Genomic DNA, 22,496 nt, shown 5'->3' with positions numbered 1-22,496 from the left:
GCCGGTCGGCGGGGCGGCCGGCAAGCTCGGCTGTAAGGTTCCATCGCGGCCCGAGCGGGTGCAGGATGGCGGCAAAAGTCGGGGGGAACGACGATGTCGAAGACGGAACGGCCGCGCCGGGGCGCGGGCGGCTGGGCGGCGCTCGTGGGCGCGCTCTTCGTGGCGCTGATCGGCGCGGCGCTGACCGCGGGGGGCGTGCAGCTCGTCCTGCTGAAGGGCTCGCCCTACTACCTGCTGGCGGGGCTCGGCGTGCTGGGCGCAGGCGTGCTGCTGGCCCTGCGCCGGCCGGCAGGCGGGACGGTCTATGGCGCGGTGCTGCTGGCGACGCTCGTCTGGGCGCTGTGGGAGGCGGGCTTCGTCTTCTGGCCGCTGATGCCCCGGCTGTTCGCCCCGGCGGTGCTGGGCCTGCTCGTGCTGCTGATCCTGCTCGCCGCCCCGAAGGACCGGCGCCGGCTGCCCATGGGCCTCACGGCCGCGGGCGTGGTCCTGGCGCTCGGCGTCCTGGCCGCGGCCCTGCCGGCGACCTTCCGCCAGGGGCAGGCGACGTCCGCCGCGCCGGTGACGGCGGAGGCCGGGCCGGCGACCGGCGACTGGCGGTTCTACGGCCGCGATCCCGGCGGCCAGCGGTTCGCGCCGTTCGACCAGATCAGCGCGGCGAACGTCGGCAAGCTGGAGGTCGCCTGGACCTTCCGCACCGGGCATCCGGACCTGCGCGGCTCGGAGGACCAGAACACCCCGCTGCAGGTGGGCGACGCCCTCTATGTCTGCACGCCCACCAACGTGGTCATCGCGGTGGACGCCGACACGGGGAAGGAGCGCTGGCGTCATGATCCGAAGGTGAAGCCGCACTTCTGGAACCGCTGCCGGGGCGTCGGCTACTGGGCCCGGCCGCAGCCGACGGGCCAGCCCTGCGACCAGCGGATCGTCACCAGCACCATCAACGCCCAGCTCCTGGCGCTCGACGCCGTCACCGGCCGCCGCTGCCCGGGCTTCGGCCGGGACGGCGCGGTGGAGCTCACCCAGGGCATCGGGCCGGTGAAGCCCGGCTACTACTTCCAGACCTCGACGCCGACGGTGGCCGGCGACCGGATCATCCTGGGCGGCTGGGTGGTGGACAACCAGGAGCTGGGCGAGCCCTCCGGCGTGGTCCGCGCCTTCTCGGCCGAGACCGGCGAGCTGGTCTGGGCCTGGGACCTGGGCGACCCTGCGATCACCCGCCTGCCGCCGGAGGGCCGGACCTACACCCGCGGCACGCCCAACGTCTGGTCGACCCCGGCCTTCGACCCGGCGCTGGGGCTCGTCTACCTGCCCACCGGCAACGCCACGCCGGACTACTGGGGCTCGCACCGCTCGCAGGCCTCGGAGCGCTACGCCTCCTCGGTGGTCGCCCTCGATATCGCCACGGGGCGGGAGCGCTGGCGCTTCCAGACCGTTCACCACGACCTCTGGGACTACGACGTGCCCTCGCAGCCGATGCTGGTCGACGTGCCCGTGCCCGGCGGGACGGCGCCGGCGCTGGTCCAGCTCACCAAGCGCGGCGAGATCTTCGCGCTCGACCGGCGGACCGGCGTTCCGATCGTGCCGGTGACCGAACGGCCCGTGCCGCAGGGCGCGGCCAAGGGCGAATGGACCAGCCCGACCCAGCCCTATTCGGCCATGCCGCGCATCGGCCCGGCGCGGCTGACCGAATCCATGATGTGGGGCGCGACGCCGCTGGACCAGCTCGCCTGCCGGATCAGCTTCCGCAAGATGCGCTACGAGGGCGACTTCACTCCGCCGGGGCCGGACGGGCGACCCAGCCTGCAGAACCCCGGCAACGGCGGCGGCATGAACTGGGGCTCGGGCGCCTACGACCGGCGGCGCAACCTGCTGATCGTGACGGACATCCGCATGCCGCAGGGGGTGCAGCTCAAGCCGGTGAAGAAGCCCATCGGGACGCCGGCCGCCGACCGTCCGGCGCAGAGCCGCGGCGCGGTGCTCTACGAGGCCGACAACGTCTGGCTGCTGGGGCCGCTGTTCACCCCCTGCGTCCAGCCGCCCAACGCCACCATGACGGCGGTGGACATGGCGAGCCGCCGGATCGTCTGGCAGGTGCCGCTGGGCACGGCGGAGGCGAGCGGGCCGCTCGGCATCGGGTCCGGCCTGCCGATCCCTCTGGGGACCTTCGGCCTGGGCGGGCCGGTGACCACGGCCGGCGGCGTCACCTTCCATGCCGCCACCACCGACCCCTACCTGCGGGCCTACGACAACGGCACGGGCCGGATGCTGTGGCAGGCGAAGCTGCCGGCGGGCGTCGGCGGCACGCCGATGACCTATGTCTCGCCCAGGACCGGGCGCCAGTACGTGGTGGTCTCGGCGGGCGGCGCCCGGCTCGCCCGCAAGAAGGGCGACTACGTGATCGCCTACGCCCTGCCGGCGGCGCGGTAGCCCCGACGCGACGAGGGCCGCGCCAGCGCGGCGCGGCCCTCGGCCTCGATACGGCGGCGCCCGCAGGGGGGATTGGCGGTCCGTTGGGGACGCTCGTCCTCCGCTCGGGGATGCGGGCCCCGCGTCGAGCTCGGCAGTCCTAGTGCTTCAGGATGTCCCGGGCGGCTTCCTTCACATTGCCGACCGCCTTCTGGCCCTTGCCGGCCACCTTGTCGGCGGTCCCTTCGGCTTCCAGGCGCTCGTCGCCGGTCGCGCGGCCGACGGACTCCTTCACCGAACCCTTGGCGTCCTTCGCGGCGCCCTTCATCTCGTCCTTGTGCATGGTCGTGGTCCTTTCGCGTGTTCGCGTCGGGACCTGTACGCGGAAGGACGGCGGATGTTCCGCTAGGCGGCGCCCTTCTCGGCCCGCTCGAGCAGGGCGTGGAAGGCGGCGCGCGCCGAGCGGCGGGCGTCGGGGTCGCCCATCAGCCGGCGGGCCTCGGAGTGGCCCAGCACGAAGCTCTTCATCTGGAAGTAGCCGGACTGCGCCTCGGGTTCGCTGAGCGGCGGGTCGCGCATGGCCATGAACTCGCGCACCAGGGTGCGCCGCCACTGCATCATCCCCTTCTGCAGCTGGTCGCGCAGCGGGCCGGGCTGGTCGTCCAGCTCCACCGACAGCGAGACGATCGGGCAGCCATGCTCGGACCACTCGCTCTCCGACCAGTCCAGCCAGCGGTCGAACACCGCCTCCAGCCGCGGGCGGCCGTGCGGCAGGTCGAGGGTCGGCGTCCAGATGAAGTCGGTGAAGCGCTGCTGCACCTGCTCGACGACGGCGAGCTGCATCGCCTCCTTGGAGTCGAAGTGCTTGAAGAGGCCGCTCTTGGACAGGCCCACGGCCACGGCCACGTCGCCCAGGCTGGCGGCCGTCAGCCCGCGGGCGGCCACCTGGCGGGCCGCCTCGTCGAGGATTCGGGCGCGCGTCACGTCGCCTTTGCGCAAAGGCCAAGCCTCCCTGCTTGACAATAAGTGACCGATCGTGCTCTTTCCGGCGTTAGCGACCGGTCGTGCTCTTTTCCCTAACGGAAGGATCACGAAAATGCAAAACCTCAGTGTGTTCGGGGCGATCGCCGCAGCCGCGGTGTTCGTCTCCGGGGCGGCTTACGCCCAGGGCTACTCCAGCGAGGCCAAGCTGGCCCAGCCCGCCGCCGCCCCGCAGGCGGCCACCATCGCCGGCGTCGCCTGGCGCTGCGAGGGCGACGCCTGCAAGGGCGCGGCCGAGCGGAAGGCCAACGTCGACGGGCTCGTGCGCGAGTGCCGCAAGGTGGTGGCCGTCATCGGGCCCGTCTCCTCCTACCGCAGCCAGGGCCGCGAGCTCTCGGCCGGCCAGGTCCGCGCCTGCAACAAGGGCGCGATCCAGATCCAGACCGCGAGGAACTGAGCCCGACTCTTTCCCTCCCCCGATGCGCAACGCGTCGGGGGAGAGGAGGGGGAACGTTGCGCCCCCGGCCCCGCGCCGCTATCTGCTCGCCCGACTTCCCCATTCCCATCGAAGCGAGCGCGGACGCCCCATGGCGCAGCAGTACATTTTCCAGATGCAGGGCCTGACCAAGGGCTATCCTGGGAACCCCAAGAAGACCTTCGAGAACATCTGGCTCTCCTTCTATCCGGACGCGAAGATCGGCGTCGTCGGGGTCAACGGCTCCGGTAAGTCGACGCTCCTGAAGATCATGGCCGGGCTCGACAAGGAGTTCACCGGCGAGGCCTTCGCGGCCGAGGGCGTGAAGCGCGGCTACCTCGAGCAGGAGCCGCAGCTCGACGAGCAGCTCGACGTGTGGGGCAACGTCATCGCCTGGTGCGAGGAAAAGCGGATCTTCGACCGCTACAACGCCGTCGCCGCCCAGATGGGCGAGGAATACACCGACGAGCTGATGGAGGAGATGACCACCCTCCAGGAGCAGCTCGACGCCCACGACCTGTGGGACATCGACAGCCGCATCGAGATGGCGATGGACGCCCTCCGCTGCCCGCCGAACGACTGGCCCGTGGACAAGCTGTCGGGCGGCGAGAAGCGCCGCGTGGCGCTGGCCCGCCTGCTGCTCTCCAAGCCCGACATGCTGCTGCTCGACGAGCCCACCAACCACCTCGACGCCGAGAGCGTGGCGTGGCTGCAGCACCACCTGGAGGCCTTCCCGGGCTGCGTGATCCTGGTCACCCACGACCGCTACTTCCTGGACCAGGTCACCAAGTGGACGCTCGAGCTCGACCGCGGCAAGGGCCTGCCGCACGAGGGCAACTACTCGTCCTGGCTGGAGGCCAAGACCAAGCGCCTGGCCCAGGAAGAGCGCGAGGAGGCCGGCAAGAAGCGCACGATCGAGCGCGAGCTGGCCTGGGTCCGCTCCTCGCCCTCGGCCCGCCGCACCAAGTCCAAGGCCCGCCTGGCCGCCTTCGACCAGCTGCAGGCCGCCGCCGACAACGCCAAGCAGACCTTCGCCCAGATCCAGATCCCGCCGGGCCCCCGCCTGGGCCAGGTGGTCATCGAGGTGGAGGGCCTGGAGAAGGAGTACGGCGATAAGCTGCTGTTCAAGGACCTCTCGTTCAAGCTGCCGCCGGGCGGCATCGTCGGCGTCATCGGCCCGAACGGGGCCGGCAAGTCGACGCTGTTCAAGATCATCACCGGCCAGGAGACCCCCGACGCCGGGACCGTGCGCCTCGGCGAGACGGTGAAGCTCTCCTACGTCGACCAGAGCCGCGACACGCTGGATCCCAACAAGAACGTCTGGGAGGAGATCTCCGGCGGCCTCGACATCATGAAGGTGGGCGGTCGCGAGATCCCCAGCCGCGCCTACGTCGGCTCCTTCAACTTCAAGGGCGCCGACCAGCAGAAGAAGGTCGGCCTGCTCTCGGGCGGTGAGCGCAACCGGGTCCACCTGGCCAAGACGCTCGCCAACGGCGGCAACGTCCTGATGCTCGACGAACCGACCAACGACCTCGATGTGGAGACCCTGGGCGCCCTGGAAAGCGCGCTGGAGGATTTCCCGGGCTGCGCCGTGGTCATCAGCCACGACCGCTTCTTCCTGGACCGGCTGGCCACCCACATCCTGGCCTTCGAGGGCGACAGCAAGGTCGAGTGGTTCGAGGGCAACTTCGAGGCCTACGAGGAGGACAAGATGCGCCGCCTCGGCTCCGACAGCATCATCCCCCACCGCATCAAGTTCCAGAAGTTCACCCGCTAGCCGGCGGACCCTCGGCGACTCCCTGGGTTGCGGCGCCGCCGAGCTTCGCCATAAGGTAGCCCCTCGCGAAGCTGGGGGGCGCGTGGTGTACGGAAGATCGTGGGCAGGTAGTCGGCGGCCGTCCCGCCCCGCGGCGCTGCGGACGTGAGCGACGTCGTCGGGACGAGCGGCCCGGACACCCTGGCCGGCTCCGCGGCGGCCGAGAGCCTCTCCGGCCTGGCCGGCGACGACCTCATCCGGCCCGGCGGCGGAAACGACACCGTCGACGGCGGCGCGGGCGTCGACGTCATCTCCTATGACAACGCTACCGGCGGCGTCGCCGTCTCGCTGTTCCCCTCGCCAGGCGGACCGCAGATCTCCAACGCCGAGCATCTGTCCGGCGGTTCGTTCGGCGACACCCTCACCGGCGCGGCGGGCGACAACAGCCTCCGGGGCGGGGCGGGTGCGGACAGCCTGGATGGCGGCTTCGGCGCCGACACCCTGGTGGGCGGCGCGGGTGCGGACACCCTGCGCGGCGGCGAGGGGGCGGACCGGTTCGTCGTCGACGGGAGCGACTCCGCGGTGGAGGCGCCCGACGTCATCCTCGACTGGTCGAGCGACGACCGTCTCGCCCTGATCCTGAGCGGCGCCTACCAGGAGGCTTCGGCGCCCGACGCCGGCCGCGCCTACGCCGAAAGGCTGATCGCCGGCGGCGCACAGGTCGTCGCCATGGAGACGCCGGCCGGGGTCATCGTCTACTTCGATTCCGCCTATGACGGCGGCGGCGCGGAGAGCGCGATGCTGCTCGCGGGGCGCACGCTCGCCGACATCGACGGGGCCAACGTGGGCGCGCTCACCGTCCTGCCGACCATGCCCATGGGTCCGGCCGAGCCGACGCCCCCGCCCCCGCCGCCGCCGCCGCCCTCGGCGACCGCCGGCTCCGACACCCTGGCGGGGGGCGACGCCGCCGACGTCGTGGACGGGCTGGGCGGCGCGGATTCGCTGAGCGGCGGCGCGGGCGAGGACACCCTCAACGGCGGCGACGGGGACGACACCCTCGACGGCGGCGCAGGCGCTGACCGGCTGGCGGGAGGCGCCGGGGCGGACCGCTTCGTGGTCGGCGTCGGCCAGTCGGCGCCGGTCGCAGGCGAGTTCGACACCATCGCCGACATCGGGAGCAGCGACCGGCTCGTGTTCGCGGGCGGGCGGCTGACCGGCAGCCTGGTCGCCGGCCTGGACGCCAGGGACTTCGCGGAGGCGTTGACCCGCGCCAACACCTACATCGGGACCGGCCAGGCCAACTTCGTCTTCGTTCGGGTGTCCAGCAACGAGGCCTACATCTTCGTCGACAGCCGCAACGACGATGGCCAGGCCGACGACGTCGTGCGGACCGCGAGTCTCGAAGAGAGCGCCTTGCGGTCTCTCCTCGTCGGGGCGCTGGCGGTCGTGGACCCGGAGCGACCCGCCATTCCCGGTCCGGGCGCGCTGAATACGCGGACGACGGTCATCGGCAACATGGACGCCGCGCACCTGTCGGGCCTGCTCGAGGCGATCATCCTGCAGGCGGACGCCAACGCCTTCGTCGCCGACGACGGCGCCGGCCACCGGATCAGGATCGACGGTCTCGGGCTCGACTACGAGGGGCCGGAGCTCATCTCCGGCCAGATGACCGGCCTGCACTTCCGGACGCCCGGGTTCGAGTTCGACGTCCGGATGACCACGCCCGTCTCGCCGGCGCCGCTGGGCGGCTGGCTCCTGTACGACGCCGTGGGCGAGGCCTTCGCGACCCTGCTGCGCGGCGCCGACGGCATCGCCGCGGGGCTCGGCGCCGATCTGGTGCGCGGTTTCGACGGCGCGGACTACATCGAAGGCCGAGGCGGCTCCGACACCATCTTCGGCGGAGCCGGGAACGACCGCATCTTCGCCACCGCCGGCCTCGTCAGCCCGCAGGTGAACTCCGGCGGCTCCACCTATCTGCGCGGCGACGACGGCGCCGACACCATCTTCGGCGCGGCCGGCTTCGACGACATCAACGGCAACGCCGGCCACGACGTGGCGGTGGGCGGCGACGGCGACGACTGGGTCGTCGGCGGCAAGGACAACGACAGCCTGTTCGGCGACGCCGGCGCCGACCTCGTCTACGGGAACCTCGGCGACGACACCGGCGTCGGCGGCGACGGCAACGACATCGTCCGCGGCGGCCAGGGCGCGGACCGGCTCTACGGCGGCGCGGGGGCCGACTGGGTCTCGGGCGACCGGGGCGACGACACGGTCGCCGGCGGCGCGGGCGCCGACATCTTCCACGGCTCCCAGGACGCGGGCATCGACCGGGTGCTGGATTTCTCCGTCTCGCAGGGCGACCGGGTCCAGCTCGATCCCGGCACCACCTATACGCTGCGGGAGGTGGGATCCGACACGATCATCGACATGGGCGCCGGCCACCAGATGATCCTGCTGAACGTCGAGCTCGCGTCCCTGCCACCCGGCTGGATCTTCGGGGCCTGATCCCGGCCGGCGGGCGCGGAAGTCGAGCGACTACAGGGGCTTAAGGCGACGCTTCGCCGTCATTCGGCCACGGTCCTCGGAGACACGCGAGGTTTGCCCGCCGTGCAGCGACCGATCGCCTGCGCGCGGCTTCACGCGAGCTGAGTGACACCATGGCCGAGTTTGTGGGCACGCCCGAGAGCGACACCCTGACCGGGGGCGCGGAAGACGACGTCCTGCGCGGCCTGGGGGCCGGCGACCGGCTGCTGGGCGGCGCCGGCGCCGACACCCTGGAGGGCGGCGAGGGCGGCGACTTCCTGGTCGGCGGCGCAGGCGACGACCGCTACGACGGCGGCGCCGGCGTGGCCGAAGACCGGCAGTGGAACCCGCAGAACGCCTTCGACACCTGGAACGACCCGTTCAACGCCAGCGACGCCGTGAGCTTCGAGGGCGCTACGACCGCGATCGTGGCCTCGCTGATGATCACCGGGCCGCAGTCCACGGGGGAGGGCCTCGACACCTTCGTGGGCGTGGAGCAGCTCTGGGGCTCGCCGTTCGGCGACATCCTGGCCGGCGACAACGGCCGCAACCGCCTCTACGGCTTCGACGGGAACGACACGCTCTCGGGCATGGGCGGCGACGACGTCCTGGCCGCCCAGGCGGGCGACGACGTGCTGGACGGCGGCGACGGCCACGACTGGCTGTTCGGCGGCTTCCTCAGCGACGTCACCCGCGAAGGGGCCGGCGACAACACCCTGCGGGGCGGGACCGGCGACGACAGCCTGATCGGCGGCGACGGCGCGGACCGGCTCGAGGGCGGGGCCGGCAATGACATGCTGCACGACTACGGCGGCATGCGGCAGTACGCCAACTTCGTCGCGCCGCCGGACCGCTTCCTGGGCGGCGAGGGCGCCGACACCATCAGCGCCGACGTGTTCGACGCCGAGGTGGACGGCGGCGACGGCGCGGACCGGATATCGATCTCCACCATGCCCGAGCTCCTGCAGGAGCCGAAGGTGCTGCGCTCGGTGACCGGCGGGGCGGGCGACGACTTCATCTCGCTCAACGTGCCCGGCATCGGCGACCGGTTCACGGTCGACGGCGGGGCCGGATCCGACACCCTGGAGATCTGGGGCTGGGATATCTCCGACGTCTACCTGAACCAGGCCCACGCCGGCGCGGGCGTGGTCGCCCTGGGCGTCGAGACGGTGACCTCCGACCAGGCCTGGCTGCGGGTCCACGGCGGCGAGGTGGCCGAGCGGATCCTGAACCACAACGGCAACGACTGGACCGACGGCGGTGGCGGCGGCGACGTCATCCTGGGCGACAGCGAGTTCGTCTCGGTGATCCCGATGGCGGGCCGTGACACCCTGTTCGGCGGGGCCGGCGACGACACCGTCCAGGGCATGGGCGAGGCGGACTACCTGCGCGGCGGCGCGGGGAACGACTCGGTCTCCGGCGGCGCGGCCTTCGACGACGCCCACGGCAACGAGGGCGACGACACCGTGGCCGGCGGCGACGGCGACGACTGGGTCGTGGGCGGCAAGGACCAGGACCTGCTGTCGGGCGACGCCGGCGGCGACATCGTCTACGGCAACCTCGGCGACGACACCCTGGATGGCGGCGAGGGCGCCGACATCGTCCGCGGCGGCCAGGGCGACGACCTGGTGCGGGCCGGCGCCGGCGACGACTGGATATCCGGCGACCGCGGAAGCGACACCCTCACGGGCGGCGCGGGCGCGGACATCTTCCACGGCTTCGCGGAGGCCGGGCTCGACCGGGTGACCGACTTCAACGCCGCCGAGGGCGACCGCGTCCAGCTCCTGCCGGGCGCGACCTATACGGCCAGCCAGGTGGGCGCCGACGTGGTGGTGGAGACCGGGCCGGGGGCCCAGCTCGTGCTCGTGGGCGTCACACTGTCGTCGCTTCCGAGCGGCTGGATCTTCGGGGCTTAGGGAGAGCGGATCATGGCGACGCGCACGGGCACGGCCGGCAACGACACCATCTTCGGCAACGACGAGAACGACCTCATCGACGCGCTGGGCGGCAACGACACGCTCGGCGGCGGCGGCGGCGACGACACCATCCAGGCCGGGCTCGGCGTGGACATCGTCTGGGGCGGCGCGGGCAGCGACGTGATCTACGGCGGGGCCGCCAACGACTCGATCCGCGCCGGCGACCGCGATTTCGACGACACCACCTCCGGGTCCGACGCCATGTACGGCGAGGGCGGCGACGACTGGATCTGGGGCCACAACGGCGTCGACACCCTGGTGGGCGGCGACGGCCATGACGTGCTGCAGGGCGGCCGCGGCGCCGACCGCTACGAGGGCGGGGCCGGCGACGACAGCCTGAACCTGACGCTCGGCGTGGCCTATGCCGACGGCGGCGACGGGCGCGACGTCATCACCATCGCGCGCGTGCAGCCGGGCGACACGCGGCAGCTGCACTCGGTCACCGGCGGGGCGGGGAACGACTGGATCATCACCGACGCCCTGCACGAGACCCGCTTCGTGGTCGACGGCGGGACGGGCGTGGACTGGCTGGAGCTGAACGACTGGCCCTATCCGGCCGCCGGCGCGCCGCCCTACCAGATCTGGCTGAACCAGGACGCCGCCGGCGAGGTGATCATCGCCCGCGACATCGAGAAGCTGATCCTGCGCACCCACGCCGGCGAGGTCCACGGCTCGGACCTGGCCGAGACGATCACCGCCTCTGACGGCGCCGACACCGTCCTGGGCGGCGGCGGGGGCGACCGGATCTGGGGCGACTGGAGCTATGCCGAGCAGTCGAACGACCTGCCGAGCTATGCGACCGGCGGGAACGACACCCTGATGGGCGGGGCGGGCGACGACACCCTCACCGAGATCGCCGGGTCCAACCTCGTCCGCGGCGAGGAGGGCAACGACGTCCTGCGGGGCGGCCTCGGCTTCGACGACCTGCACGGCAACATGGGCGACGACACCGTCTCCGGCGGGGCCGGCGACGACTGGGTGGTCGGCGGCAAGGACCAGGACGTGCTGTCCGGCCAGGCCGGCGGCGACATCGTCTACGGCAACCTCGGCGACGACACCCTCGACGGCGGCGAGGGGGCGGACATCGTCCGCGGCGGCCAGGGTCAGGACTCGGTGGTCGGCGGCGCGGGCGCCGACTGGATCTCCGGCGACCTGGGGCTGGACACCCTGACCGGCGGCGCGGGCGCGGACACCTTCCACATCTTCGCCGAGGCGGGCTGGGACCGGGTCACCGACTTCAACGCCGCCGAGGGCGACCGCGTCCAGCTCCTGCCGGGCGCATCCTATACGGTCAGCCAGATGGGCGCCGACGTGCTGGTGGAGGTCGGGCCCGGGCAGCTCCTGCTGGTCGGCGTGCAGCTCTCCGCCCTGCCCAGCGGCTGGATCTTCGGGGCCTGAGGCTTGCGCGGGGGCCCGGCCGGGCTAAGGGGGGACATGCTGATCCGTCCTGCCCGCGCCGAAGACGCCGCCGCCATCTGGTCGATCATCGGGCCGACCATCCGGGCCGGGGAAACCTATGCGCTCGACCCGGACATGAGCGAAGGCGAGGCGCTGGCCTACTGGCTCGCGCCGGAGAAGGAGACCTTCGTGGCCGAGGACGACGAGGGCCGGATCGTTGGGACCTACTTCATGCGGCCCAACCATGCCGGCGGGGGCGCCCACGTCTGCAACTGCGGCTACATGACCGGCGCCGCGGCCACCGGGCGCGGCGTCGCGCGCACCATGTGCGAGCATTCGCTTCGGCACGGCCGGGCCCGCGGCTACCGCGCCATGCAGTTCAACTTCGTGGTGAGCACCAACACGCGCGCGGTGCGCCTCTGGCAGTCGCTCGGGTTCGACATCGCCGGGCGGCTACCACTTGCCTTCAGACACCCGACGCAAGGCTATGTGGATGTGCTGGTGATGTTCCAGCCGCTCTGAGCGTCCGGCGTCGTCACAGCCGCACGATTGACGAGCCGGCGCCTTTTCCCCTCAACTGACGGTTGGGGGGCTATCCATGACGACCATCACCTTTCTGCGGCCGTTGCCGTTCAACGGCGACCCGGCCGCGCCAACTGGCGACTGGCTGCGCGCCATCCTGGGTGGCGCCGGACGCTACACCGTCACCTCCGTCACGCCCGAGAAGGTGATCCTGACCGGCGCCGCGGAATCCGGCATGGCCGGCTGGCGGATCGAGCTGACCCCGGTCGGCGCCTTCGCGCCGGGCCCGGCCGGCGGCGAGCCGTTCACCGGGGCCATCGCCGAGGTGGAGCTCTACGACGCGGCCGGCGCCCTGGTCAGCGTCATCACCGAGCTGCCGGCGACGGTCACCCTCGCGGCCATGGCCGCCGGTTTCCCGGGTCTGGTGGTGGAGTTCGTGGGCGCCTCGGGCGCCGACACCCTGACCGGTTTCGCGGGTGAGACCGTCATCGACGGCGGCGCGGGCGATGACGTGCTGCATGGCGGTCCCGGCGTGGCCGCCGACCTGCTGATCGGGGGGGCGGGCGCCGACACCCTGTCCGGCGGAGCCGGCAACGACCTGTTTCTGGCGGGCGACGGCGTCGACCGCATCGACGGCGGGGAGGGGGAGGACCTGGCCTTCCTCAACGAGGTCGAGCGCTTCGTCGAGGTCTGGATGGACCAGCCGGCGCCGGCCGGCGACCTGCGGCTCGACGGCGTCGAGCTGGTCGTTGTGGGCGAGCAGGGCTCGCGGATCCACGGCGGCGACCGCGCCGAGACCATGCTGGGGGGCGACGGCGTCGACCAGATGGCGGGGAACGGCGGCGATGACCTGATCGGCGGCCTTGCCGGCAACGACGTGCTGACCGGCGGCGCCGGCGACGACGTGCTGGAGGGCGGCTATGGGGCGGATCTGCTCGACGGCGGCGAAGGCTTCGACCTGGCCGACTATTACTTCTTCGCGGACGGCGGCCTGACCATCGACCTGCGGCTGACGACGGCCCAGCAGACCGGCCTCGGCCTCGACACCCTGCTGAACATCGAGGCGCTGTGGGGCTCGGACCACGGCGACAGCCTGACCGGCTCGGCCGTGGCCAATGTGCTGTACGGCGAGGGCGGCGACGACCGGATCGAGGGGCTGGAGGGCGACGACGAGCTCTGGGGCGACGCTGGCGCGGACCGGATCATGGGGGGCGACGGGAACGACCTCATCCTGGACACCTCCGGGGCCAACTTCCTGCGCGGCGGCGCGGGGAACGACTCCATCGCCGGCGGCTCGGGCTTCGACGACGCGCACGGCAACGAGGGGGACGACACCGTCCGCGGCGGGGCCGGCGACGACTGGGTGGTGGGCGGCAAGGACCGCGACGAGCTCCTCGGCGAGGCCGGCGCCGACATTGTCTACGGCAACCTCGGCGACGACTTCGTCCAGGGCGGGGACGGCGCCGACGTCGTGCGCGGCGGCCAGGGCCATGACATCGTCACCGGCGGGGCCGGCGACGACTGGCTCTCCGGCGACCGCGGCGACGACACGATCACGGGCGGGGCGGGGAACGACATCTTCCACGGCTCGCAGGACGCCGGCATCGACCGGGTCACCGACTTCCAGGCCGGCGACCGGGTGCAGCTCGATCCGGGCGCCACCTACGCCGTGCGCCAGGAGGGGCTGGACACCGTCATCGACATGGGCGGCGGGCACCAGATGGTGCTCGTGGGCGTCACCCTCAGCGGGCTGCCGGCCGGCTGGATCTTCGGGGCGTGAGGGGGCAAAGGTGGCTGGGGGACTAGGGGTGGCAAGCAGCGTGTTCGGAACAGCCAACGGCCCGTTCGCCGCGCCCGGCGAGACCACCGCCGGCGGCGCGGGCGCCGACACGATCACGGGGACTGGAGACGACGACTCGATCCAGGGCCGCGATGGCGACGACCTGCTGTCGGGCGGCGGCGGGGCCGACAGGCTGGAAGGCGGCAATGGGGCCGACACCCTCGCAGGCGGCGCGGGAGCCGATCAGGCCTATGGCGGAGACGGCGCCGACCTGTTCAGCGTCTCCCGGGGCGACGCGCCTCTCGATGGAGCCCGGAACTACATTCTCGACTGGAGCGCGGACGACCGGCTGCGCTTCGCCGGTCCGTCGGCGACCCTCGGCGACTATGTCGAGGGCGCTGCCGCCTCGGTCGACGAAGCTTACGCGCTTGCCAACCGCCTGATCGCCACCGGCGGCGTCAACTATGTCGCCGTGGCCGTGCAGTCCTCGGCCTGGGTGCTGGTGTTCGCCGACAGCGGCGATGACGACGGCGTTGCGGATGACGTCGTGATCCTTCCCTTCAGGACCCTGGCGGACATTCACTACGCGATGATCGTCTCCGGCGGCGCGACCCCGGTCGCCCGCCCCGGACAGGGCGCGCCGACGGCGGCGACGGGCCTGGCCACCCTGGCGGCGGACGCGCTGGCGGGTTCGGGCGGCGCAGATTCCCTCGACGGTCTGAGCGGCGACGACGTGATCCTCGGGGCGGCCGGCGCGGACACCCTTCTGGGCGGAGCCGGCTCCGATGTGCTGGCGGGCGGGGCCGGCGACGATCAGCTCGACGGCGGCTTCGACGGCGGCGACCTCGCGAGCTACGCGGATGCGACCGGCGGAGTGGTGGTGGACCTGCGCCTCACCACCTTCCAGGCGGTCGGCGGTGGCCTGGGTGTGGACCGCCTGGTCAGCGTTGAAGGGCTGGCGGGGGGCGCCTTCGCCGACACCCTGACGGGCAATGCGTTCGGGAACCTGCTGGACGGAGGCGATGGAGACGACCGCCTGGTGGGGGAGGAAGGCAATGACGACCTGCGCGGCGGAGCAGGGGCCGACACCCTGTCGGCGGGCGATGGCGACGACACTGTGTCGGGCGGCGACGGCGACGATTCCCTCGACGGCGGCGCCGGGGTGGATGTGCTCAGTTTCCGCCTCGCCGTCGAAGGCGTCAGGGTGGACCTCGAAAGCGGGCACGGGCGGGCCAGTCGTGTGGACGGAACCGACCGTTTCACCGGGTTTGAAAACCTCGAAGGCTCCGCCCATGGGGACACGCTCACCGGCGATGCGTTCGGCAACCTGGTCTCGGGCCTGGGGGGCGGCGACAGCCTCGATGGCGGCGGCGGCGGCGACACCCTTGACGGCGGCGATGGCGGCGACGTCCTGGCCGGCGCGGCGGGCGACGACCGGCTGATCGGCGGCTCCGGCGCAGACACGCTCAGCGGTGGAGCAGGCTTCGACACCTTCTGGCGCCTTCAGATCGGCCTCGTCCAACCGCCCACCTCGCCCGCCCAGGACGTCGTCCTCGACTGGTCTTCGGACGACCGCCTGGTGTTCGACACTGTCGCTGGCGGCGGCTACCTGGAAGCGACGCAGGCCACCTACGCGGAGGCCTACGCCTGGGCCAACCAGACGATCGCCGCCGGCAGCGCCCGCTATGTCGCCGTGCAGGTGGGTGCGGATGTGGTTGTATTCGCCGACGGCCTCAGCCGAGGAGGCGCCAGCGACGCCGTCATCCTAGCGAACCGCACGCTCTCGGACATCTCGTCGGATAACGTCCAGGGGGTGACCGGCTCGGTCGGCGGCTGGCCCGGCCCCGAGTCGATCTCCCTGGGGTCTGGGCCCGACACCTACAGCGGGGGCGCGGGCGCGGACACCATCCAGGGGCTGGCGGGCGCCGACAGCCTCGCCGGCGACGACGGCGGTGACCGTGTGCTCGGCGGGGCCGGCGACGATGACATCACCGGCGGCGCAGGCCTCGACTACCTGCGGGGCGAGGACGGTCATGACAGCCTCGAAGGCGGAGCGGACTTCGACGACATCCATGGCAACGCCGGCGACGACACCGCGTCGGGTGGCGACGGTGACGACTGGGTCGTGGGCGGCAAGGACCAGGACCGGCTGAATGGCGACGATGGATCTGACCTGGTCTACGGCAACCTCGGCGACGATACGTTGAACGGCGGCGTCGGTGCGGACGTGGTGCGTGGCGGCCAGGGCAATGACGTGCTGTTTGGCGGCGCGGGCGACGACTGGCTTTCCGGGGACCGCGGCGACGACACGATCACCGGCGGCGGCGGGGCGGACATCTTCCACGGCTCGCAGGACGCGGGCGTCGACCGCATCCTCGACTTCAACGCCGCCGAGGGGGACCGCGTGCAGCTGGATCCGGGCACGACCTACGAACTGCGCCAGATCCTCGACGATCTCTGGGTCTACATGGGTGGCAACCACCAGATGATCCTGGTCGGCGTGCAGGGCTCCAGCCTCCCCGCCGGGTGGCTTTTCGGTGTGTGACGCTGCCCGGCCCGAGCGTGTTGGCCACTTGACTTAAAGACATAAAGATATCTTTATATGGCCTATGACGCTCTCGGCGGGCCAGGCTGTTGACGTGCTGCGCGCGGCAGGCGAGCCGACGCGCCTGCGCATCCTGGCCCTGCTCGCCCGCGAGGAGCTGGCGGTGCTCGAGCTCTGCCGCGTCCTCGACCAGAGCCAGCCGCGCGTCTCGCGCCACCTGAAGCTGCTCGCCGAGGCCGGCCTGGTGGAGCGCTTCCCGGACGGGGCCTGGGTCTTCTACCGCCTTACCGGCGGCGGGCAAGCCGGCGAGCTGATCTCCGAGATGCTGGGCCGCATTGATCCGGCCGATCCGGTGCTGGCCCGCGACGCCGAGCGGCTGATCGCCGTGCGCGCCGAGCGCGCCGACGCGGCCTCCGAATACTTCGCCCGCAACGCCGCCCGCTGGGACGAGATCCGCTCGCTCTACGTCTCCGAGACCGCCGTCGAGGCCGCCATCCTGAAGGCCGCCGGCCGGGGCCCGTTCCGCCGGCTGGTGGACCTGGGGACCGGCGCCGGCCGCATGCTGACCCTGCTGGGGCCCCACGCCGAGCACGCGCTCGGCCTCGACCTCTCCCAGCAGATGCTGAACATCGCCCGCAACCAGGTGGCCGAGGCCGGCCTCGAGCGCTGCGAGCTGCGCCACGGCGACATCTTCGGCACCCGCCTGCCGGACGCCAGCGCCGACCTCGTGGTAGTCCACCAGGTGCTGCACTACCTGGCCGACCCCGCCGCGGCGGTCCGCGAGGCCGCCCGCCTCGTGGAGCCGGGCGGCAAGCTGATCATCGTCGACTTCGCGCCGCACAACCTGGAGTACCTGCGGGAGCAACACCAACACCGCAGGTTGGGCTTCTCCGACGCCGAGATGACCCGCTGGCTCGCCGAAAGCTCCCTCGTCCATGTCGACGTCGAAGCCCTCGCTCCCGCCCGCGACGGGGGCCTGACCGTGAAGATCTGGGTCGCCGAACGCGCCCGACAGCCGCAGAGGACTGCTGCATGACCGCCCTGGGTCCCATCGCCCGCGCCGGGGTCGGCGGCCGCCCGCGCCCGAACGTCTCCTTCGAGTTCTCCCCGCCGAAGACGCCCGAGGCCGAGGAGAGCCTGTGGGAGGCGATCCGCAGGCTCGAGCCGCTCGCCCCGTCCTTCGTCTCGGTGACCTACGGCGCCGGCGGCTCCACCCGCGACCGCACGCACCGCACCGTGCTGCGGATGCTGAAGGAGACGACGCTGAAGCCCGCCGCGCACCTGACATGCGTGGAGGCGAGCCGCGCAGAGGTGGACGAGGTGATCCGCGACTACTGGGAGGCCGGCATCCGCCACATCGTGGCGCTGCGCGGCGACCCGCCCGGCCAGATCGGCGGCGCCTACACGCCCCGCGCCGACGGTTACCGCAACGCCACCGAGCTCACCGCCGGCATCAAGGCGGTGGGCGACTTCGAGGTCAGCGTAGGCCTCTATCCGCAGGTCCATCCCGAGAGCAGCGGCATCGACCACGACATCGACGTCCTGAAGGCCAAGGTGGATGCCGGCGCGACCCGAGCGATCACCCAGTTCTTCTTCGATATCGACGGCTTCCTGCGGTTCATGGACCGGGTCAGGAAGGCCGGCGTCACCATTCCGATCTCGCCCGGCATCATGCCGGTGACCAACTACAAGGGCCTGAAGAAGATGGCCGGGCCGATCGGCATCGAGCTGCCGCAGTGGCTGGCCAACCTGTTCGACGGCCTGGACAAGGATCCGGAGACCCGCCGGCTGATCGCCGCCTCCGTGGCCACGGAGATGTGCGCCCGGCTCGCGGAGGAAGGCTTCGCCGACTTCCACTTCTACACCCTCAACCGCGCCGACCTGACCTACGCCATCTGCCGGGTCCTGGGCGTGCGCGAGACCGAACCCGAACCCCAGGAGGCGGCGGCATGACGAGGCAGGAGCGCATTGCGGCGCTGAAGGCCGCGGCCAAGGAACGGATCCTCATCCTCGACGGCTCGTGGGGGGTGATGATCCAGAAGCGCGGCCTCGACGAGGCGGACTACCGCGGCGACCGGTTCGCAGACGCGCCGGGCCAGCTGAAGGGCAACAACGACCTGCTGTGCCTGACGCGCCCGGACATCATCGCCGACCTGCACGACCAGTACTTCGCCGCCGGCGCGGACATCTCCGAGACCAACACCTTCTCGGCCACCTCGATCGGCCAGGCGGAGTACGGCCTGGAAGCCGCGGTCCGGGACATCAACCTGCACGGCGCGCGGATCGCCCGCGAGGCGGCCGACCGCTGGACGGCCAAGGAGCCGGGCAAGCCGCGGTTCGTGGCCGGCTCCATCGGGCCGCTGCCGGTGATGCTGTCCATGAGCTCGGACGTGAACGATCCCGGCGCGCGCAAGGTGACCTTCGAGCAGGTCTACGCCGCCTATTCGGAACAGGTGCGGGCGCTGCACGAGGGCGGCGTGGACCTGTTCCTGGTGGAGACCATCACCGACACCCTGAACTGCAAGGCGGCGATCAAGGCCATCCTCGACCTCGAGGACGAGGGCTACGAGCCGCTGCCGATCTGGATTTCGGGCACCATCACCGACCGCTCCGGCCGCACCCTGTCGGGCCAGACGGTGGAGGCCTTCTGGAATTCGGTCCGTCACGCCAAGCCCTTCGCGGTGGGGCTGAACTGCGCCCTGGGCGCCGAGCTGATGCGGCCGCACATCGCCGAACTGGCGCGGATCGCCGACACGCTTGTGTCGGCCTATCCGAACGCCGGCCTCCCCAACGCCATGGGCGAGTACGACGAGACCCCCGACGAGACCGGCCACGCCCTGCACCAGTGGGCCGAGGACGGGATCGTCAACATCCTGGGCGGCTGCTGCGGGACGACGCCCGACCACATCCGGCACGTCGCCGACGAGGTGCGTGGCCTGAAGCCGCGGCAGGTCCCCGAGCGGCCGACCGCCATGCGGCTGGCGGGCCTCGAGCCGTTCGAGCTCGCCTGATGCGGGCGCCGGACTGGTACGAGGCCTGGTGCGACGAGGCGTTCGACGCCTTCATGGCCAAGCAGAAGCGCGCGACGGAGACCTACCGGCTCGGCGAGTGGGCGCGGTACGACTACGACACCGACGCCGGCGTCCTGACCTTCTCCGACGCGAACGGCCCGCGGGTCGTGGCCGACATCCAGGTGCTCGGCACGACCGCCCCGTCCGACTGGCTCTGGGGCTGGGCCAACTCCATCTGGCCGCCGGCTACGGTGGCCGACGCGGAGCGGGTCCGCGCCTTCGGCGCCGAGCACGGCATCGAGGAGCTGACCACCGAGTCCCTCGTCAGCGACGACCTGGACGGCCTCGGCTGGATGCTGGCGGCGATCGCCACGCGCATCCTCGACGCCGAGGGGGCGTACCGCGCGCCCACCGAAAACGGCGGCCTCTACCTCGTGATGCGTACCCTGAGATCTGTGAGCTGATGCGACCCATCTTCATCAACGTCGGCGAGCGGACCAACGTCACCGGTTCGGCCAAGTTCAGGAAGCTGATCGCGGAGGGGAACTACCCCGAGGCGCTCAGCGTGGCGCGCCAGCAGGTGGAGGCGGGGGCGCAGGTCATCGATGTCAACATGGACGAGGGGCTGCTGGACTCGGTCGGGGCCATGCGGACCTTCCTCAACCTCGTGGCGGCCGAGCCGGACATCGCGCGGACGCCGGTGATGATCGACTCGTCCAAGTGGGAGGTCATCGAGGCCGGGCTGCAGTGCGTGCAGGGCAAGTCGATCGTCAACTCGATCAGCCTGAAGGAAGGCGAGGCCAAGTTCATCGAGCAGGCGAAGAAGTGCCTGCGCTACGGGGCCGCGGTGGTGGTCATGGCCTTCGACGAGGTGGGCCAGGCCGACACGGCGGACCGCAAGGTCGAGATCTGCAAGCGGGCGTACCGTATACTGACAAATGAGGTCGGCTTCCCGGCCGAGGACATCATCTTCGACCCCAACATCTTCGCCGTGGCGACGGGGATCGAGGAGCACGACAACTACGCCGTCGACTTCATCGAGGCGACCCGGCGGATCAAGGCCGAGCTGCCGCACGCGCGGGTCTCGGGCGGCGTCTCGAACGTCAGCTTCTCGTTCCGCGGCAACGAGCCGGTGCGGCGGGCCATCCACTCGGTGTTCCTGTACCACGCGATCGCCGCGGGCATGGACATGGGCATCGTCAACGCCGGCGACCTGCCGGTCTACGACGACATCGAGCCGGAGCTGCGCGAGGCGGTGGAGGACGTGATCCTCAACCGGCCGCAGCGCCACCCGGAGATGAGCAACACCGAGCGGCTGGTGGAGCTGGCGCCGAAGTACAAGGGCCAGAAGGGCGAGGCCAAGGGCCCGTCGCTGGAGTGGCGCAACACCACCGTCGCCGAGCGGCTGAAGCACGCCCTGGTCCACGGCGTCACGGAGTTCATCGAGGCCGACACGGAAGAGGCGCGCCAGCAGGCCGAGCGGCCGCTGCACGTCATCGAGGGCCCCTTGATGGACGGCATGAACGTGGTCGGCGACCTGTTCGGCGCGGGCAAGATGTTCCTGCCGCAGGTGGTCAAGTCGGCCCGGGTGATGAAGCAGGCGGTGGCCTACCTGATGCCGTTCATGGAGGCCGAGAAGGAAGGCAAGCCGCGCGAGCACGCCGGCCGGATCCTGATGGCCACCGTCAAGGGCGACGTCCACGACATCGGCAAGAACATCGTGGGCGTGGTCCTGCAGTGCAACAACTACGAGGTCATCGACCTGGGCGTCATGGTCCCGGCCGACCGGATCCTCGACGAGGCCGAGAAGCAGAAGGTCGACATGGTCGGCCTCTCGGGCCTGATCACGCCCAGCCTCGACGAGATGGCCTTCGTGGCCGGCGAGATGGAGCGGCGGGGCTTCAAGATCCCGCTGCTGATCGGCGGGGCGACGACCTCGAAGACCCACACGGCGGTGAAGATCGCGCCGAAGTACAAGTCCGGCCCGACCACCTATGTGCTGGACGCCAGCCGGGCGGTGGGCGTGGTCTCCAACCTGCTCTCGCCCACCGAGCGCGACCGGGTGATCGCCGAGACCGCGGTCGAGTACCAGAAGGTGCGCGAGCAGTACGCGCGCGGCCAGGGCAACCGGGCGCGGGCCACGCTGAAGGAGGCGCGCGACAACGCCTTCACGCCGGACTGGACGGCCTACGACCCGCCGAAGCCGTCGTTCCTCGGGACCCGGGCGTTCGGGCCCTACGACCTGAACGAGCTGCGCCGGCACATCGACTGGAGCCCGTTCTTCGCCAGCTGGGAGCTGGTCGGCCGGTTCCCGCAGATCCTCGAGGACGACGTGGTCGGCAAGGCCGCCACCGACCTCTACGAGGACGCCCAGCGGATGCTGGACCGGATCATCCAGGAGGGCCTGCTGGAGGCGCGCGGGGTGGTGGGCTTCTGGCCGGCCAACGCCGACGGCGACGACGTGGTGCTCTACGCCGACGAGGACCGGACGACGGAGCTCGCCCGGCTGCACACCCTTCGCCAGCAGATGCTGAAGTCGGGCGACGGGGCCAATGTGGCGCTGGCCGACTTCGTGGCTCCGGTGGGGACCAAGCCCGACTGGGTGGGCGGCTTCGCGGTCACCGCCGGCCATGGTGAGCTGGAGATGGCGGCGGAGTTCCGCGCCAAGGGCGACGACTATTCGGCGATCCTGTCGACGGCGCTGGCCGACCGGCTGGCCGAGGCCTTCGCCGAGGCGCTGCACCGGAAAGTGCGCACCGAACTCTGGGGCTACGCGCCCGACGAGGCCTTCGACCTCGACCTGATGATCGGCGAGAAGTACCGCGGCATCCGGCCGGCCCCGGGCTACCCGGCGCAGCCCGACCATACCGAGAAGACCACCCTGTTCCGCATCCTCGACGCCACGGCCCAGACCGGCCTGGTGCTCACCGAGGGCCTGGCCATGACCCCGCCGGCGGCGGTCTCGGGCCTCTACTTCGCCCACCCGGAGGCGCACTATTTCGGCGTCGGCCGCATCGAGCGCGACCAGGTCGAGGACTACGCCCGCCGCAAGGGCTGGGACCTGGCGACGGCGGAACGCTGGCTCGCCCCGATCCTCAACTACGAGCCGGCGTAGGGCGCTCC

The 22,496-nt window shown here is 71.7% G+C and carries 16 protein-coding genes; 14 read left to right on the top strand and 2 right to left on the bottom strand.

All coding sequences use genetic code 11. The features are described 5' to 3' along the window. The first annotated feature begins 93 nt into the window (after window positions 1–93). Window positions 94–2,427, top strand: a complete 2,334-nt coding sequence (locus VM685_RS19820; protein ID WP_325461903.1) for a membrane-bound PQQ-dependent dehydrogenase, glucose/quinate/shikimate family — start codon at window positions 94–96, stop codon at window positions 2,425–2,427. A 139-nt stretch (window positions 2,428–2,566) separates the two neighbouring features. On the opposite strand, the gene VM685_RS19815 is transcribed toward VM685_RS19820, so the two are convergent. Together VM685_RS19815 and VM685_RS19810 are read right to left on the bottom strand one after the other, a co-directional pair. After that, the gene (locus VM685_RS19815; RefSeq protein WP_325461902.1) at window positions 2,567–2,749 is read right to left on the bottom strand and encodes a CsbD family protein; all 183 of its coding nucleotides are present in this window, start codon (window positions 2,747–2,749) and stop codon (window positions 2,567–2,569) included. Window positions 2,750–2,811: 62 nt separating this feature from the next. Then, on the bottom strand, window positions 2,812–3,390 hold the full coding sequence (locus tag VM685_RS19810; RefSeq protein WP_325461901.1) for a TetR/AcrR family transcriptional regulator: 579 nt from the start codon (window positions 3,388–3,390) through the stop codon (window positions 2,812–2,814). A gap of 112 nt (window positions 3,391–3,502) precedes the next feature. Here VM685_RS19810 and VM685_RS19805 point away from each other — a divergent pair, with 112 nt between their 5' ends. The 13 genes from VM685_RS19805 (at window position 3,503) to metH (ending at window position 22,488) form a co-directional block, all read left to right on the top strand. Then, entirely contained in the window at window positions 3,503–3,844 is a 342-nt protein-coding gene (locus VM685_RS19805; protein ID WP_325461900.1) for a CC_3452 family protein, read from the top strand. Between the two features lie 130 nt (window positions 3,845–3,974). Beyond that, complete coding sequence (gene ettA, locus VM685_RS19800) at window positions 3,975–5,639, top strand: energy-dependent translational throttle protein EttA (protein ID WP_325461899.1); 1,665 nt, start codon at window positions 3,975–3,977, stop codon at window positions 5,637–5,639. Window positions 5,640–5,783: 144 nt separating this feature from the next. Then, window positions 5,784–8,123, top strand: a complete 2,340-nt coding sequence (locus VM685_RS19795) for a hypothetical protein (RefSeq protein ID WP_325461898.1) — start codon at window positions 5,784–5,786, stop codon at window positions 8,121–8,123. Between the two features lie 152 nt (window positions 8,124–8,275). After that, entirely contained in the window at window positions 8,276–10,057 is a 1,782-nt protein-coding gene (locus tag VM685_RS19790) for a calcium-binding protein (RefSeq protein ID WP_325461897.1), read from the top strand. 12 nt (window positions 10,058–10,069) lie between these two features. Further along, entirely contained in the window at window positions 10,070–11,515 is a 1,446-nt protein-coding gene (locus VM685_RS19785) for a calcium-binding protein (RefSeq protein ID WP_325461896.1), read from the top strand. Window positions 11,516–11,551: 36 nt separating this feature from the next. After that, window positions 11,552–12,037, top strand: coding sequence for a GNAT family N-acetyltransferase (locus VM685_RS19780; RefSeq protein ID WP_325461895.1), 486 nt, complete (start codon window positions 11,552–11,554; stop codon window positions 12,035–12,037). A 76-nt stretch (window positions 12,038–12,113) separates the two neighbouring features. After that, on the top strand, window positions 12,114–13,817 hold the full coding sequence (locus tag VM685_RS19775; protein ID WP_325461894.1) for a calcium-binding protein: 1,704 nt from the start codon (window positions 12,114–12,116) through the stop codon (window positions 13,815–13,817). Window positions 13,818–13,845: 28 nt separating this feature from the next. Next, a complete protein-coding gene (locus VM685_RS19770; protein WP_325461893.1) occupies window positions 13,846–16,362 on the top strand; it encodes a hypothetical protein in 2,517 nt (838 codons plus the stop codon). Between the two features lie 64 nt (window positions 16,363–16,426). Next, window positions 16,427–17,398, top strand: coding sequence for a metalloregulator ArsR/SmtB family transcription factor (locus tag VM685_RS19765; protein ID WP_325461892.1), 972 nt, complete (start codon window positions 16,427–16,429; stop codon window positions 17,396–17,398). Then, window positions 17,395–18,315, top strand: coding sequence for a methylenetetrahydrofolate reductase [NAD(P)H] (gene metF, locus VM685_RS19760; protein WP_325461891.1), 921 nt, complete (start codon window positions 17,395–17,397; stop codon window positions 18,313–18,315). Before VM685_RS19765 ends, metF begins: the two co-directional genes overlap by 4 nt. Continuing rightward, window positions 18,312–19,373 (top strand): homocysteine S-methyltransferase family protein, encoded by a 1,062-nt coding sequence (locus tag VM685_RS19755; RefSeq protein ID WP_325461890.1) that lies wholly within the window; start codon window positions 18,312–18,314, stop codon window positions 19,371–19,373. The genes metF and VM685_RS19755 overlap by 4 nt, the downstream gene beginning before the upstream one ends. Continuing rightward, a complete protein-coding gene (locus VM685_RS19750; protein ID WP_325461889.1) occupies window positions 19,373–19,837 on the top strand; it encodes a DUF6882 domain-containing protein in 465 nt (154 codons plus the stop codon). The genes VM685_RS19755 and VM685_RS19750 overlap by 1 nt, the downstream gene beginning before the upstream one ends. Further along, window positions 19,837–22,488, top strand: a complete 2,652-nt coding sequence (gene metH, locus VM685_RS19745) for a methionine synthase (protein ID WP_414693394.1) — start codon at window positions 19,837–19,839, stop codon at window positions 22,486–22,488. The genes VM685_RS19750 and metH overlap by 1 nt, the downstream gene beginning before the upstream one ends. The last annotated feature ends 8 nt before the right edge of the window (window positions 22,489–22,496 follow it).

It is taken from the genome of Phenylobacterium sp. (assembly GCF_035539035.1).
Classification (GTDB): Bacteria; Pseudomonadota; Alphaproteobacteria; order Caulobacterales; family Caulobacteraceae; genus Phenylobacterium.
Note: the sequence above shows the minus strand (reverse complement) of the source record. Positions and strands in the feature narration are given on the sequence as shown.